A 14754-nucleotide genomic window follows, 5' to 3' on the forward strand; every position below is an offset into this window, starting at 1 on the left:
GCCCCGGACTATCCGGGGCAAAGAAACGATACCCATACTGTGGAGAGGAGACCTGGGTATCGAGGGGGATTTCAAACTAGGTGAACGTCGTCGGAACTATTGCTGTAAAGGCTTTTACTTCTTGACCGGACGCTCAGCCGATTTGCTGGCAGCCAGCGTGAACTGATCGACGGCGCTGTTGACGTTGCTTTCGATTACTTCGACCGCTTGCTTGGTGCTTTTGGCGATCTGTTCGTAACCGGCGTTGGCATTGCCGATCGCGGACTTGACGAAGGCGACTGCGCCTTCAGTGCCAGGAGGCGCATTTTTGGAGGCTTGTTCGACGAAGTCGATGATTTTGCGTTTTGTTTCAGCAGCCTGCGCTTCCGCAGCCTTGGTCAGGTCGGCGTGAGTGCTGGTGGCGATGCTGGCCAAATGGCGGCCATAAGCAATGGCTTTTTCAGTGTTCGGCTGCGCTTGCGCAACGCTGAGCGAGAAAAATTCTTGCAAGTCTTTAGCTGCCAGCAATTTCTTTGTGGCTGCTTGAGAGTCTTCCAGCGAAGCCTTGGCTGCAGTGAGGTTCAGGTCGATCAGCTTTTCAACGCCGGCAAATGCCTTGGTCGTGAAATCAGTGTACAGCGCCAGATTGGCTTCAAAATTTGCTTTGGCAGCAGCTGAGAATTGTTCTGCAACGGTAGACATGGCTTCTCCTGGAAGATTGTAGGTTATACAAAACGGCGTCGATAGGCGGCTATAGGTAGCCTCGGTTGCTGGCAGCAAATACTTAAATCAAGGAAATTGTGCGGCGCAACAAATCCATTGTAGATCGTTCAATTCCCCTGTCAAGAATTTTTTGTGCGTTGCAATAGAAATTCTTCAAATATAGGAATTTACTTAATGTCGAATGAGAGATTACTTATCGTGACCGGCAATGATGTAAAGGCGCTGGCGCATAATCCGCAGTATATCGGTGCTGTCGCCAATGGCACCCTGTCAAGTACTGCGAAAAAGGTCGACGGTCTCCGTTGCGGCCAGTCGCACTCAAGCTGCAAGCGCCGGTTCGGCACGTTCCGGCCTGCATCAACCTCTCAAATCGGATAAGCCATGCGTTCAGCAAGTAATTCACCAAGCGCTTTCGCCGGCGCTTCAACCGCACCCAATCGTTTGCTGGCGGCGATGCCGCTGCTGTTCGTGGTGATCTGGAGTACCGGTTTTATCGTTGCCAAGTTCGGCTTGCCCTATGCGCCGCCGCTGACCTTCCTGCTGCTGCGATTCGTCGGCGTATTGCTGGTGTTGGTGCCTATCGTGTTGCTGATGCGGGCACCCTGGCCGCTCGGCCAGATACGGCATATCGCGGTCGCCGGCGTCCTGTTGCAAGCCGGTTACCTGGCTGGCGTCTGGTGCGCGATCAAGCTCGGCATGCCGGCTGGGGTGTCGGCGCTGATCGTCGGCATGCAGCCGATCCTGACCGCGTTTGCCGCACCGTTGATCGGCGAGTCGGTCAAGCCGCGCCAATGGCTCGGCCTATTGTTCGGCATCTGCGGGGTGGGTCTTGTGGTGGCCGCCAAGATCAGCTTGATCGGCTTGTCCTGGCAAAGCATCGCACTGTGCGTCCTGGGCTTGCTGTCGATTACGCTTGGCACCCTGTATCAGAAGCGTAATTGCGCCCATTTCGATCTGCGTACCGGCACCATCATCCAGTTTTCCGCTTCGATTGTCGTGCTGCTGCCGTTCGCCATTTTTTATGAGCACTTGGGGCCAACGCTGGACACAGTCCAATGGACGCCGCGTTTTGTCGGCGCCTTGCTATGGTCGATCCTGGCATTGTCGATAGGCGCGATTTTCCTGCTGTTCGCTTTGATCCGCAAAAGCGCCGCAACCCGGGTCACCAGCTTGCTGTACCTGACGCCGCCAACCACAGCGTTGATGGCCTGGATGATATTCGGCGAGGCGTTCAGCCTGCTGGGCATGATAGGCATGCTGGTTGCGGTACTGGGCGTGGCTTTTGTCGTGAAGAAATAGCTAGGCCGGCAGCAGCACGACCAGCTTCAATTCGGGTCGATTGGCGACGCGCAAATTGACCTGCTGATACGACAACTGGCCGAGCGTTGGATGATTGAAGCGGCGCTCGCCGCCTTCTTTTTCTATGACGTCGTGTGAATTCCACGCGCGTTTGAAGGCGGCGCTATTTGTGCAGAGGCGCGTCACCAGTTCGGCGATTTGCGGCTCGTCCAGAAGCAAGCCGCAATCGGCCCGGAATTCGGCGACCAGACGGCGTGCGCGTTGTTCCCAGTCGCTGATGAGCGTCATCGCTTGCGGCGTGCAAAAAGTGTATTCCAGCAGGTTTTTCGGGCCGCTTTTTTGATCCAGCCAGCCGGCAAACAGGTTTCTCGCGGGACGATTCCATGCCACCGCATTCCAATAGCGATCCAGCAAATAGGCGGGCGTCTTGATATTGCTCGCGACAGCCAGAATCTCATCCGGAATTTCCTGCTGCAATATGTCTTGCTGGCTGGGATCTTTTTTACCTGACAACTCAAACAGGTAAGCGCGCTTGGCCGGCGACAGGCGCAAGGCCTCGGCGATTCGCGCCAATGCCGGCGCCGACACCGACACGGTGCGGCCTTGCTCGATCCAGGTGTACCAGGTGACGCTGATGTTGCATAACTGGGCCAGTTCCTCGCGCCGCAGGCCTGGCGTGCGGCGGCGAGAGCCGGCGCCCAGCCCCAGTTCTGCCGGCGACAATTGGAGGCGCTGGGTTTTGATGAATGCGCCCAATGCTTTGCGTCTGCTGGTTTGATCCATGGTTCGCCTTAGTTTTCTGTTATCAATAGTAATAGTATAAACACTAGTCTTGTAACAGGATAAATAATCACTAGACTGGTGCTTCATTGGCGCTTCGCCATTTCTGAGGAGAACCTGATGCACAACACACGCAATCACGATAAGGTGGTTTCCGAGCAATTCGGCAGCACCGCCGCGGCTTACTTGACCAGTACAGTCCATGCGCAGGGACAGGATTTGCAGCAGCTCGCCGCTTATGCGCAACAATTCCCGCAAGCCACGGTGCTGGACGTCGGCTGCGGCGGCGGCCATGTCAGTTTTGCGATGGCGCCGCACGCCGGCAAAGTAATCGCCTATGACCTGGCGAGCGAAATGCTGGAAGTAGTGCAAGGCGCTGCGCGCGAGCGCGGTCTGAATAATCTGGAAGTGCGGCAGGGCAGCGCTGACCGGTTGCCGTTCGCCGATGCCTCGTTCGACCTGGTATGCAGTCGCTTTAGTGCGCATCACTGGAAAAATTTGCCGCAGGCCTTGGCCGAGATGGCGCGCGTGCTGAAGCCGGGCGGCAAATGCATCGTGATCGACACGGCGTCGCCCGAAGATGTGCTGGCCGACACTTACTTGCAGTCCATCGAATTGCTGCGAGATAGCTCGCACGTGCGCAACCGTAGCGTTTCTGCATGGCATCAGTTGCTGGCGCAGGCAGGATTTACCCCCGTCAGCGACAAACAATGGAAATTGCCATTGCAATTCGATACCTGGGTGGCCAGAATGCGCACCCCGGCAGAGCGCGTGATCGCGATCAAATCACTGTGGGACAGCGCACCGGCAGAAGTGTCGGCATATTTTGATTTGCGGCAAGATTATTCTTTCTCAATCGACACGGTATTGCTTGAGGTTAATAAAAAAATATTATTTTAGAGCGAATGCCGGACCGGCTGGTTGTGACATAATTTAGGCTTCGAACCGACGGTCCGACATCGAAAATTGTTTAACGTAGTACGCTAACTGCCTAATTTTCTTGCGATTTATCGGGTATTTCCCTACACTTCGACAAAGTTATTGTTAGCCGAATTTTGGGATATTGGAGTTGTATATGGGCAAATCCGCGCTTGCTGCATTTTTATCATTGTTTCTTGCGCTTGCGATCGCGCCTGTAAGTTCTGGTTTTGCTCAAACACAACAAGAACCTGTTGAAAAGTCCGCAAAGAAGGCAACTGCCACTACCTCTCCCCATAAAAAAACTGCCGCCAACGCCGCTGGTAAAAAACGCCATGCGGCGTCTTCGCATGCGCGCAAGCAACGCAATGTTGCTTCGCTCGATAAAAATGAGAAGCTGGTCCGGAAAGTTGTGATGGTGCATGGCCGCCGCAAGGTGGTTTATCAGCGCGTTGCCCTTGCGCCAGTCGTGCCCGCGGTGCCTCCTGTCATGTCCGCCGGCGAGTTGGCAGGTTTGAATCTGACGCGCGATCCGCTAGCTTTGCGCTCTAGCGTCGCGCTAGTGCTGGATCAAAACAGTTCCGAGGTGTTGCTGGACAAAAATTCCCAAGTGGCATTGCCGATTGCGTCGCTGACCAAGCTGATGACCAGTCTGGTAGTGGTCGAGGCGAAGCAGGATATGAGTGAGGTGTTGAGCGTCACCGACGAAGACATCGACCGCGAAAAACACAGCAGTTCACGTTTGCGCGTCGGTTCGGAATTGACTCGCGCCGACATGCTGCATATCGCGCTGATGAGTTCCGAGAATCGCGCAGCATCAACACTCGGCCGTCACTATCCCGGCGGTTTGCCCGCATTTGTCGAAGCCATGAATGCAAAGGCCAAAGCGCTCGGCATGACGGACACCCATTACGTCGACAGCACCGGGCTGTCGCATCTCAATGTCGCCAGTGCACGCGATTTGTCCAAATTGGTGTTGGCCGCATATCAACACCCGGTCATCCGCCAGTATTCGACCGATCCGAAATACCTGGTCGAGCCGGGCGGGCGTCCGCTGCAATATTCCAACTCCAATCATCTGGTCGACAACCCGGGATGGCAGATCGGCTTGCAAAAGACCGGTTACATCAACGAAGCAGGACGTTGCCTGGTGATGCAAACCACGATTGAAGGGCGGCAGATCGTGATGGTGCTGCTTGATTCGCGCGGCAAGAATTCGCGTCAAGCCGACGCCGATCGCGTCCGCAAATGGCTGGCCGATTCGCATGCGCCGACTTTGACCAAGGTTAAGTTGGCCGACGGCCAGAGCTAACTAGCTTCCGGGATTTGCCGCCTGAGCGTGATCGCGGATTGCGTCGGGTATCAAAAAAGGGTTGGAATTTGTTCATCAAGTTATTGATGGATAAATTCCAACCCTTTTAGCTTGTGCGGCTGTTCCGAATGACGCGATGGATTCGAGGCGGGTAACGGCGGAAGGCGCTGCGCTTTTCCGCCCTACGCGACTGCAGCCGTCCGTAGGGCGGATGAGCGTAGCGTTATCCGCCATTGATGCGCCGTCTGCGGTGGATTCGAGGCGGGTAACGGCGGAAGGCGCTGCGCTTTTCCGCCCTACGCGACTGCAGTCGTCCGTAGGGCGGATGAGCATAGCGTTATCCGCCATTGATGCGCCGCCTGCGGTGGATTCGAGGCGGGTAACGGCGGAAGGGTGTAGCAGGGGTTTCAGATGGCATGCCATCTGCCTGCGGAACAGTATCTGCTTGCAAGCGGATACGCGCCCTGCAAGGGTTGCGCCTTTCCGCCCTACGCGACTGCAACTATCCGTAGGGCGGATGAGCGCAGCGTTATCCGCCATTGATGCGTCGCCCGCGGTACGGGGGCTTCATCGCCCCGCATTTTATTGCTGCGGGGTATATCCCAGCACGGCAGAAATCTGATTCGCCGTATTAACCAAATCTTCCACCCATTCTTCTTGCAGCCGATCGGCAGGGGCGGAAATCGACAATCCTGCAACCATTTTCCCCGAGTCATCGCGGATGCCTGCGGCCATGCAGCGCACGCCCAGCTCCAGCTCCTCATTGTCGCGCGCGTAGCCCAGGGCGCGCACCAGGCTCAACTCGCGTTCGAGCTTGCTGAGGTCGGTGATCGAGTTCTTGTTATGTCCCGCCAAGCCGGTCCGCGTCGCATAAGCGCGCACCATTTTCGGATCGTCGATGGACAGGAATAGTTTGCCGGTGGAGGTCAGGTGCAGCGGCGCCCGGCCGCCGATGGCGCGCACCACCTGCATGCCGGATCGTTCGGAAAATGCGCGATCGATATAGACGATTTCATCGCTTTGACGTACCGACAGATTCACCGTCTGATTGGTTTTGCGATGCAGCCCGCGCATGAAATCGAGCGCCGCTTCGCGCACATTGAGACGGCTTTTGACCACATTGCCCAATTCCAGCAAGCGCATGCCCAAGCGATAACTGCCTGGCTCGGAACGATCGACAAAGCGCTTCACCACCAGGTCGTTGAGAATCCGATGGGCAGTCGATGGATGCAGACCGGTGACCGCCGACAACTCCTTCAGACTGACCGGATCAGGGTATTGCGCCAACGTATCCAGCAGCGAAACCATGCGCTCGATTACCTGGATCGAAATTTTACTTGTGTCGTCGGTTGGGTCAGTTTTCATCGAAGTAATGGTGCATTGCAGTGGAGGTGTTTATATCATAATGTGAAAAATTGTGCTTTGGTATCGCTCTCGATTAGAGCCGTAATTCAAGCCGGCGCCACCGCCTGAAGCGCTAAATATCACAATGAAAATCCATTTCGCATGCTGCCGATCCGGGCTGTTAAAATTCGTCGGCGCAACCTTGCGCTTTTATCGAAGATCAGTACAGTATGAGCAAAAGAAACCAACCAAGGCAGTCGCAACAGCCCCCATCGCAGTCGCAGCAAGCACCCCAACGCATCAGCGAATTCAAAAGCACCAGCGGCTTCAAGCGGATTTTTTCCGCTTTTTTCTACTCGATCGAAGGTTTTAAATCGGCTTGGAAGAATGAGCACGCGTTCCGCCAGGAATTGGCGATCGTGATTCCCGGCATCATTGTTGCGTTGTTTTTGCCGGTGTCCTTGCTGCAAAAATTGATGCTGATTGCGGTCCTGGTCTGGATCATCATCATCGAGCTGATCAACTCGGCAATCGAGGCTGTGGTGGACCGGGTGTCGCTTGAACGCAACCCGCTTTCGAAGAACGCCAAAGACTTCGGCAGCGCCGCCGTACTGCTGACTTTCATGTTGGCAGTGGCAACCTGGGCCGTGATCCTGTTTCCTCTATTTAAATCCTGACAGCGCCCAATAAAAAACGCACGATCTGTTGGACAGGATCGTGCGTTGCGGCAATTTGCGGAAGCGAGCGCTTTGAGCCGGCTCTTAGAAGCGATAGCTGACGCCTACTCGCAACACAGGGTAAGCCTTGTAGTTGTGCACCTTGTCTTGCAAAGTCACATTCTCTGCATTGACGTCGCTGGCGAGCCGCGCACAGGTGGCGGCATCCGCGGTACAACCGCTATTGTTCAGGGAAGTGCGCGCACCGCCTTGGAACAAGACTCCCAGATCCGACGAAAAGCCCCAGCCCTTGTCTTTGGCAACCGCGTTGCCCCAGCCGATACCGACATACGGCGCGATCTTGCGGAAGTCGATCTTGCCGTCCACCTGGCCGGCGTTGGCGGCGCTGTAGGTGTTGCCATTGATGGTGTAAGTCCCGATCTGATTCGGTTTGGCGTTGGCGGTAATTTTGTTGTTGTTGTAGACCAGCCCGCTAGAGATGCGGAAGCCGTTGTCCATCGGGAACCAGTCCAGCAAGGCATCAAACGTATTCAAGTTCAATTTGAACTTGTAATCCAGGTCGCTGGTGCTGCCGTCGTACGAGTAGCTCAAATAATTCAGGCCGAAACGCGCGTTCAAACTCGACTGCACCGGAACGGTCACGTGGAAACCCATGCCGGTGGTGCCGAGATCGGCCGTGATGCCGACATCGCTTGCGTGCGCGGCGCCAGCCGCAAACCAAGCTGCGATCAAACCAAAAGCTGCGATAGTCTTTTTCATGTCTCTGTCAAAAATGGAATTGCCGAATATGGATGAAGTGCTTCAAAGTCATGATGAAATCGAAACGTCGTGCCCCTGTGAAGAAAAGTAATTCACAAGCATCTATAACGGCATCTAGCGCGAGAAATGTAGTCCGGTCACGAGTGACGGCAGCACTTATTTCGTCTCGTATTGTTTGCTGCAATTAACGGCTGCAATTAACTGTAAGTGACAGTAAAACTGATCGCGCCATTGGCCGAGCCGGGTTTGACCGTGTTGAGAGTTTGCCTGTAGCGCGCCCTGAATCTGGCGGTCACGTTGGCCGCTCCGCCGGTGCCGACGCTAAAAGAAGCGCCTGGCGCAATCGCATTGGTATTCGATCCCTCATTGCGGCTCAATTCGATAGCGACGCCTTGCGCCGCGCCTGAAGTGCTGGAGATCCTGTAGAAGCCTGTTTTGTTCGCATCGGCTTCGCCGGTTGAGGTGGCAAAGTTAATCGTGCCGACATTGCTGCAGCTGCTGAAGCTGACAGAGAAATTTTTCCATGGCCCTCCTTGATCGCCGGCAAACCCGCCGGCCGACATATTCCCGAGCGAAACTGACTGATCCCCGGTTGAGATGGCGCAAGTAGGTTGTGTGATGGTGTAGCTAGCGGTGAATCGGATTGCCGATGCTCCACCTCGTCCATCAGGTATGGAGACAACTCCTATCTCTGCATAATTTACGACTCCGGGATTTACCGCTTGCCCCCACTTGGATATTTGGAGTGCGTGTGTCGTGGACGGAATTTGCATATTGGCCTGCATCCGTAGTGTGGATTTCCAATTGACGTTATTGCTAGCGTGCAGTGAACCCCATGCACTTCCCATCTGAGGTGCGAAACGAATTCCGCGACCGAACCGCATGGAGTACATCGGAGAATCAAGGACCGGATCGGTTGGTCGCTGGCAGCGCCTGGTTATGGTTCCGCTGGTTTGACTTGATGTCGTGTATATCACCGCGCCACTGGGTGAGTCGTTGCTGATCGCCAAGTTGCCGAGATCGAAGTGCAGGTTTTGTTGTGCAGGTGTGAGCGAGCAGGCCGCATAAGATGGCGCTGTAGCAATAACAATAATTGTCGCCATCAGGCAACGCAGTCGAGAGACGCGGCGCTGGCATGAGGTCAAGCTGGCTTGTCGCACGGTGCGATATTTGCGAGGTGTTGGTGTAGTCATTTTTAGTTTATTCATGCAGAGGTAGTTCAAGATTGGCGGTCGGGATTGACGCAACGGCGTCCTGAGTCAGTTATACGACACGCTAAACGGCACATTGGCATTGGCCCTGCCCACACCCAGTTGCGCGCCATTGGCGCGGTAGCGCGCGTCAAATTCGAAGTCGTAGCTGCTGCTGCCGGCGGTGATCGGGATAGCCAGCGCGACCTTGGGCGTAATGCTGGTGGCGGCATTTTTCCGCCGTAGTTCGATTGCCACGCCGCGGACGCTGCCGGCGGCCAGCGCAAACAATGCCGGCGCCAATGTATCCGGACCATCGAAAGAAAATTGCGCATTGCTGGCGGTCGTGATGGTGCAGCCGCTCAGCGAAATCGTGAAAGTGCGCCAAGCTGTCTTGCCGCCCTGCGCCACGAATTGATCCATCCAATAACTGCCCAGGCGGACGATGCCATTGGCCGGTTGCGTCACCACTGCTGCCGCACAGGTGTTTTGGTAGACCGAGCCGCTGATCTGCATCGAGGCGCTGGCGGCATCGGCCGGGCAGCTGGCGATCATGCATGACAGGCTGGCCGCAGCGGCCAGCATCTTATTGCGCTTCAATAAATCCATGGCCATCGCAATCCCGGCTTACTTGTAAGTGATGTTCATCGTGTAACTGGCATTGGCGGAGCCGGCCCCCACGGCCGCACCGGTTTGTACGTAACGCGCATATAGCGGGTAGGAATAATTATTGGATGAGTTGCTGCTGGTCGGTCTCCATGACAGCGTCGTGGTTGCGGTGATGCGGCCGTTGCTGGCATTGGTGGTGGACAGTTCGACCGCGACGCCGGAGGCAACGGTGAGGCCGCTGCCCTGGTTGCTCGGTAGCGCAAAATATTGACGGAGGGAGCCGGCAGTCGAGTTTCCTGTGAACGTCAGGTCCATGTTGAGGCCGGTGATGCTGGGGCAGTTCAGTGTTAGATCCCGATTGACCCAGTCCGAACCGGTGCCGATTCCGCTGAATTTCGCTACCGAAACCGCACCCAACGCGAAGCTGATCGTGGAGGTCGATACCGTGCACGTGGTCGGCGTAATCGAGCCGGTGATCGATATCGTGACTGAGGCTGCCTCACTACCGATGGCTGTCGTCGCCAACAATACGGTCAATGCCGTCTGCGATATTTTTTTCCAGGTATTTTGTTCTGCGGATTTCATCGTGTGTTCCTGTCGATTGATCATGTCTTTGTCGGGCACCTCTAAAAACCGTAGCGAGCGGCCCAAGGTCGGGGTAAGAAGCGCAGTCGTACGACTGTACGGTGACGATCTTGCCAACCCTGCAGCCACGAGATTGGCGGGCTTGCCAAACCCTGCAGTAGGTTTTTAGAGGTGCCCTGTCGTCTGCGCGGGCTTATAGGCAAACCACTTCTCTTCGGTCTAGCGCGTTGGCGGCTTCGCCCACTCTGCTGTGTGTTCGCAGTTCAATCTGCACATCGACCCGAAAGCTGCAGGATTGATGCGCTTCCTTGCCCCAGTGCGCGCTCAGAATTTCGCCGGGGCGTGCGCTAGCCAAAAAAGTCTCGCCGGCGCTGCCGACGATGGATTGCTCTTCGGACTGCGCATTTTCGATGCGCGAACCGAACGGCAGCGCTTTGCCGTCTTTGTCCAGCAGCCGCAGCAGCATGCGCACGCCGCCGGTGGTGGCGGCAAAGGTGGTGCGCACCACCGCGCCTTTGGTCGGGATGACAAAGGCCACCGTGTTCTTCAGGTCCGCGCCTTCCGGCAGCGTGGTCGGATCCATCGCCACCCGGTTGCTGCGGTAGGGCGTCAGGCTGGTGACCACGGCGTTGCCGGCGCGGTCGGTGCGCACGCCGTTGGCGGAGGCGACGCTGACGCCAGCCACGCCGGGGGTTTGTACCAGCGCGATGGTGTCACCCAGTTCCTGGGCCAAGGTGAGGCCGTCGGCGTGCGCTAGCAAGCCGCCGCTCATCGAGGCCGAGGTCGAACTGTGGCCGCGGCCTTGGCTGCGCGCGAGGTTGTAGCGCCCGCTCGGCGCCAGATAAGACAGCGAGGCATTGCCATTGCTTTGGCTGAAATGATTGGCGCTCAGGCTGTAGGAGAGCGCCTTGTCTTGCAGCGCAGAGCCGTACAGCGTCGCGTTGTGCGAGGTGGCGCTACTGTCGCTGCGCGCAGCGGAATACGACACGCCGTTGCTGCCATCGTCCAGCGGGATGGATAAAGTCAGCATCAATTGCCGGTTGCTGCCGCCCATCCAGCCGCCGGAAGTGCTGCTGTAGAACAGGCCGTAGAGCAGGTTTCTATAGGCGCTGTTCAAGCCGATCTGCAACGAGTGTTCGCTGCGCGAGGTGCCCCAATAGTTTTGGCGGGCCACTGAAGCGAACAGCGAAGCATAGTCCCCCAGTTTTTGCTGCAGGCTGCCTTCAATCCGGCTGCGTCGATTGAAGAAGGAGCCGCCGGCGGCGGTATTCTGCTCGCTCACCGATTCGGAGAAAGTGCGATAGCCCGGGGTCGAATAGCGGTAGCCGAGCAGATGCAAATCGGTCGACGTTTCGACCAGCGATTTGGCGTACAGGAAACGCAGCGATTGCCCGGCATTGCTGCCTTGTCCGTCTTGGCGTCTGCTTTGCGCATGCGACAGATCGACCGAGGCAGCGCCGTAGTCGCCCCAGTTGGCGCCGGCGCCGAGCACCAAGGATTGATAGGTGTCGCCTCCCATCAAACCGCCGTACAGTGTATAGCCGCGACCGATGCCGCGTGCCGCGCTGGCTTGCGCGAACGCGGGGCGCTTGCCTTGCGCATAGGCGCTGCGGTATTTGCCCGCGGTCAGGCTATAGCTCCACTGGCCTTCGCGCTGCAGGGTGGGCACCGCGGCGTACGGCTGCACGAAGCGCGTCTTGCGGCCATCGGCTTCGGTGACGGTGACTTCCAGGTCGCCGCTGCCGGCGGTGGCGTACAGGTCGTCGATCTCGAACGGGCCGGTGCCGACATAGGTGGTGTACAGCAAAAAGCCATTCTGGTGCACGGTGACGGTGGCATTGTTTTGCGCGATGCCGCGGATGGTAGGCGCATAACCGCGCAGGCTGTCCGGCAGCATGCTGTCGTCGGAGCTGAGTTGCACGCCGCGGAACGCGAACGAGTCGAAAATATTCCCCGGCGTATTGCTGTCGCCGACGACGATGCTGCTGTTCCACGGAATCAGGTCGCGCTGCAGATAGCTGTCGTTGCGCTGCCAGGCACCGCCTGAGCGCGTGCCGCGGCTATAGTTGCCCGAGCTGCGCAAGCGCCAGGCGCCGAGATTGACGCCGCCGCGCAAATTCAGATAGGTGGAGTCCGAACTGTCGATGGCGTTGTTGCGATATTGGGTCGTGCCCAGGTTGTAGTTGAGCATCAGCGCATTGATGCCCTGGTCCCATTGCGCCGGGTCGGTCCAGCCGCGCGCATCGCGCTGCATCGCGGCTTGCGGCAGGCTGACGTCGAGCTGTTGCTTGCTGGCGTCGTAAGCCACCTTCGCTTCCGGAATGCCGAGCGAGGGCCCATCCATGCATTGTTCGGCCGGCAGCTTTTCCAAGTCTGGGAAGGCTTTCAGGTTGAGGCCCCATTGCTGCCACATGGCCAGCGTGACGCACGGTTGCGCATCGTTGCCGCCGCTCTGGTCGAAACGGATTGTGCGTTTTTCTTTTCTGCTGCCGTTAAGGTTCACGTCGACGACATAGTCGCCCGGCAGCACCCGATTGCCTTGGGCAAAAATACTGAGGTCGACATTCTGGTCCGGCGATCCCTTTTCCAGGAAGCCGCTGTTGAATTTGATCTCGCTGCTGCCGGACGTTTGCGCTGCCGCGTGCGCGCCATCGGCGCATAGCAGCGCCAGCCCGAAGCTGGCGGTGCAAAGCAAGTATGAACAGGGGAGCGGGGGAGTTGGATTCATCGAGAAGGCAATAAAAGCCATTGCCATGCGGACCATGGCAATGCATGCAATTTCAACAGGCCGTTGCAAAACCATCCGGCTGAAGTGGGGACGAGCGCGTCGGGCAAGCACTGCCCGGGGACAACGCAACAGTCTTTATCGCGGGTGTCAGGGGATATCGGAAAACACCCCTAGATGCGGCGCGGTCAGAGTCGCGCCTTAGTGCGATTTGATCGGTACCGCGGGACTGTCGACGTCGGCGCCGTAATCGTTGATCGTCGAAAAACTGACTGCGGTGGCGACCATTCCACGGTCGAGCGGATAGCTATCCTTGCCGAACGGCGCCAGCATGCGGGCCTTGATGTTCTGCTCGCCGCTTGCGCCAGTCGCGGTCAGCTTGCTGAAACTGACGAAATAGGGTGTCGGATTGTTGACCTCCAGCGTCGCTGCTCCATCCGCGGCTTGGCCTATGGTCCAGGCTAATTGGAGCGGCGCATCGCCGACATTGCCTTTCAGGTCGCGCGGGCGATAAAACAGCTTGATGCGGGTACGCACCGCCAGCTGCAGCACATTGTCGCCATCGACCATCGGCGGTATTTCCTTGATGCTGAGCCAGAACACCGATTCTTTATCGGACGGCAGCTGGTCGCATTTGACGCAAATGATGCGCAACAGGCTTTCCTTCTCGCCTTCCAGGCGCGACATCGGCGGCGTGACCAAGAAGGGCGGCTGGTTGTCGGCATCCTCGACCCAGGCCTGCACGATGTAAGGCAGATCGCCTTTGTTATTGACTGAAATGGAGGTTTCCCGCTTGCCGCCTTCGAATACGACGCGGGTGCCGCCGACCACGATGCCGGCATGGGCGCTGGGCAGCAGCGATGTCAGCGCCAGTATTGCGGCAACAGGCAGCGGACCTCGCGCCAGCGCCATAAAACACTTATGCATGTTGAGCTTTCCGTACCTTGCGGATTGAGGGATTTGGATAAATGCGATCGCCCCATAGCCGTCCCGAAATGAGGCGATCGAATGTCACACCGCTAGCATCCGGCCTGTGTCAGGCCGCGCTGTTCCAACAGGGGGGATTTACAAGCCATCGTCGTAGCTGATCACGATGGTCGCTTGCGCGTTGGCCTTACCAGCCGTGACTGAACCGGTGGCTGGCGCCGTTCTTCTATAGCGTGCACCGAGTTGATACGTATTGGAACCGGCGACCAGAGGCATCAGCGCCGATTGACTGCCCAGGTTCAATTTGTTGTTTGTGGAATCAAACAGCTCAACCGCTACACCAGTCGCACCGCCTAGTTGAAGTTGCAATAAAGTTGGGTCGACCAGATCGCTAAAGCCGGTGAAAGACAGGCGTGCTTTTTTGGCGACGCTGGTATCGCAATTGGTCAGCGTGATTGGGTAGTTTTGTATTGGCGTCGTCGGGTTAGCCACTGTCAAATTGGTGGTTTTATAGGAACCCAGCGGGACCGTCGCTCCGCCATTGATGTCGGTCGATGCCAGATCGCAGGCTGATGCATTGAACTCGCCGGTAAAACGCACCATGCCGGTCGTATTGTCTATAGCGACCGGTGCAGCATGTGCGTTCAGCGCGATAGCCGCAGTAGCGGCAAGTAATGCAGGCATGAAATATTGTTTCATGTAATACCTTTCAGAAATGAATGGAGAACTTGCAACTGTGTTTTCGTTATAGCTAAACGGAAGCACATTTGAAGTATCGCTATCATAAGAAAAATACCAAATTGCCAATATAAGGAAAACACCTAAATTCATCCTCCTTGCGATTGCATATCTGTTTTCCGGATATGGAGAGAAGAAAGTATTCGTTTTGTTTTGCATCCCGCCTGATTAATCTGTCTTCTCCAAAAC

General features: G+C 56.9%; 14 protein-coding genes. 4 read left to right on the forward strand and 10 right to left on the reverse strand.

Annotation, left to right across the window (positions count from 1 at the left end):
- Positions 1 to 114 precede the first annotated feature (114 nt).
- A complete protein-coding gene (locus ACFPM8_RS15465) occupies positions 115 to 681 on the reverse strand; it encodes a phasin family protein (RefSeq protein ID WP_378998558.1) in 567 nt (188 codons plus the stop codon).
- A 474-nt stretch (positions 682 to 1155) separates the two neighbouring features.
- Between ACFPM8_RS15465 and ACFPM8_RS15470 the strand changes: the two genes are divergently transcribed.
- Positions 1156 to 2001 carry a DMT family transporter gene (locus ACFPM8_RS15470; protein ID WP_378998693.1) on the forward strand — a complete coding sequence of 282 codons (846 nt, stop codon included), beginning with the start codon at positions 1156 to 1158 and terminating at the stop codon, positions 1999 to 2001.
- On the opposite strand, the gene ACFPM8_RS15475 is transcribed toward ACFPM8_RS15470, so the two are convergent.
- Positions 2002 to 2784: a helix-turn-helix transcriptional regulator gene (locus ACFPM8_RS15475; RefSeq protein ID WP_378998560.1), complete on the reverse strand. Its 783-nt coding sequence runs from the start codon at positions 2782 to 2784 to the stop codon at positions 2002 to 2004.
- Positions 2785 to 2901: 117 nt separating this feature from the next.
- Between ACFPM8_RS15475 and ACFPM8_RS15480 the strand changes: the two genes are divergently transcribed.
- Positions 2902 to 3681 carry a class I SAM-dependent methyltransferase gene (locus ACFPM8_RS15480; protein WP_378998562.1) on the forward strand — a complete coding sequence of 260 codons (780 nt, stop codon included), beginning with the start codon at positions 2902 to 2904 and terminating at the stop codon, positions 3679 to 3681.
- 175 nt (positions 3682 to 3856) lie between these two features.
- A complete protein-coding gene (gene pbpG / locus ACFPM8_RS15485; RefSeq protein WP_378998564.1) occupies positions 3857 to 5011 on the forward strand; it encodes a D-alanyl-D-alanine endopeptidase in 1155 nt (384 codons plus the stop codon).
- 582 nt (positions 5012 to 5593) lie between these two features.
- Here the strand turns inward: pbpG and ACFPM8_RS15490 are convergent.
- Positions 5594 to 6376 (reverse strand): IclR family transcriptional regulator, encoded by a 783-nt coding sequence (locus ACFPM8_RS15490; protein WP_378998566.1) that lies wholly within the window; start codon positions 6374 to 6376, stop codon positions 5594 to 5596.
- 209 nt (positions 6377 to 6585) lie between these two features.
- On the opposite strand from ACFPM8_RS15490, the gene ACFPM8_RS15495 reads away from it, so the two are divergent.
- Positions 6586 to 7032 (forward strand): diacylglycerol kinase, encoded by a 447-nt coding sequence (locus tag ACFPM8_RS15495; RefSeq protein WP_378998568.1) that lies wholly within the window; start codon positions 6586 to 6588, stop codon positions 7030 to 7032.
- Between the two features lie 84 nt (positions 7033 to 7116).
- Here the strand turns inward: ACFPM8_RS15495 and ACFPM8_RS15500 are convergent, their stop codons facing one another.
- The 7 genes from ACFPM8_RS15500 to ACFPM8_RS15530 all read right to left on the reverse strand — a co-directional run bounded on the left by ACFPM8_RS15500 (position 7117) and on the right by ACFPM8_RS15530 (position 14724).
- Positions 7117 to 7791, reverse strand: a complete 675-nt coding sequence (locus ACFPM8_RS15500; protein WP_378998569.1) for a hypothetical protein — start codon at positions 7789 to 7791, stop codon at positions 7117 to 7119.
- Between the two features lie 197 nt (positions 7792 to 7988).
- On the reverse strand, positions 7989 to 8999 hold the full coding sequence (locus ACFPM8_RS15505) for a fimbrial protein (RefSeq protein WP_378998571.1): 1011 nt from the start codon (positions 8997 to 8999) through the stop codon (positions 7989 to 7991).
- 51 nt (positions 9000 to 9050) lie between these two features.
- On the reverse strand, positions 9051 to 9590 hold the full coding sequence (locus tag ACFPM8_RS15510) for a fimbrial protein (RefSeq protein ID WP_378998573.1): 540 nt from the start codon (positions 9588 to 9590) through the stop codon (positions 9051 to 9053).
- 18 nt (positions 9591 to 9608) lie between these two features.
- Positions 9609 to 10175 (reverse strand): fimbrial protein, encoded by a 567-nt coding sequence (locus tag ACFPM8_RS15515; protein WP_378998575.1) that lies wholly within the window; start codon positions 10173 to 10175, stop codon positions 9609 to 9611.
- A 193-nt stretch (positions 10176 to 10368) separates the two neighbouring features.
- The gene (locus ACFPM8_RS15520) at positions 10369 to 12903 is read right to left on the reverse strand and encodes a fimbria/pilus outer membrane usher protein (protein ID WP_378998576.1); all 2535 of its coding nucleotides are present in this window, start codon (positions 12901 to 12903) and stop codon (positions 10369 to 10371) included.
- Between the two features lie 198 nt (positions 12904 to 13101).
- Complete coding sequence (locus ACFPM8_RS15525) at positions 13102 to 13827, reverse strand: fimbrial biogenesis chaperone (protein WP_378998578.1); 726 nt, start codon at positions 13825 to 13827, stop codon at positions 13102 to 13104.
- 138 nt (positions 13828 to 13965) lie between these two features.
- Positions 13966 to 14724 carry a fimbrial protein gene (locus ACFPM8_RS15530; protein ID WP_378998580.1) on the reverse strand — a complete coding sequence of 253 codons (759 nt, stop codon included), beginning with the start codon at positions 14722 to 14724 and terminating at the stop codon, positions 13966 to 13968.
- Positions 14725 to 14754 lie beyond the last annotated feature (30 nt).

Origin of the sequence: Paraherbaspirillum soli (assembly GCF_042654985.1) — a bacterium.
GTDB classification, from domain to species: domain Bacteria; phylum Pseudomonadota; class Gammaproteobacteria; order Burkholderiales; family Burkholderiaceae_D; genus Paraherbaspirillum; species Paraherbaspirillum soli.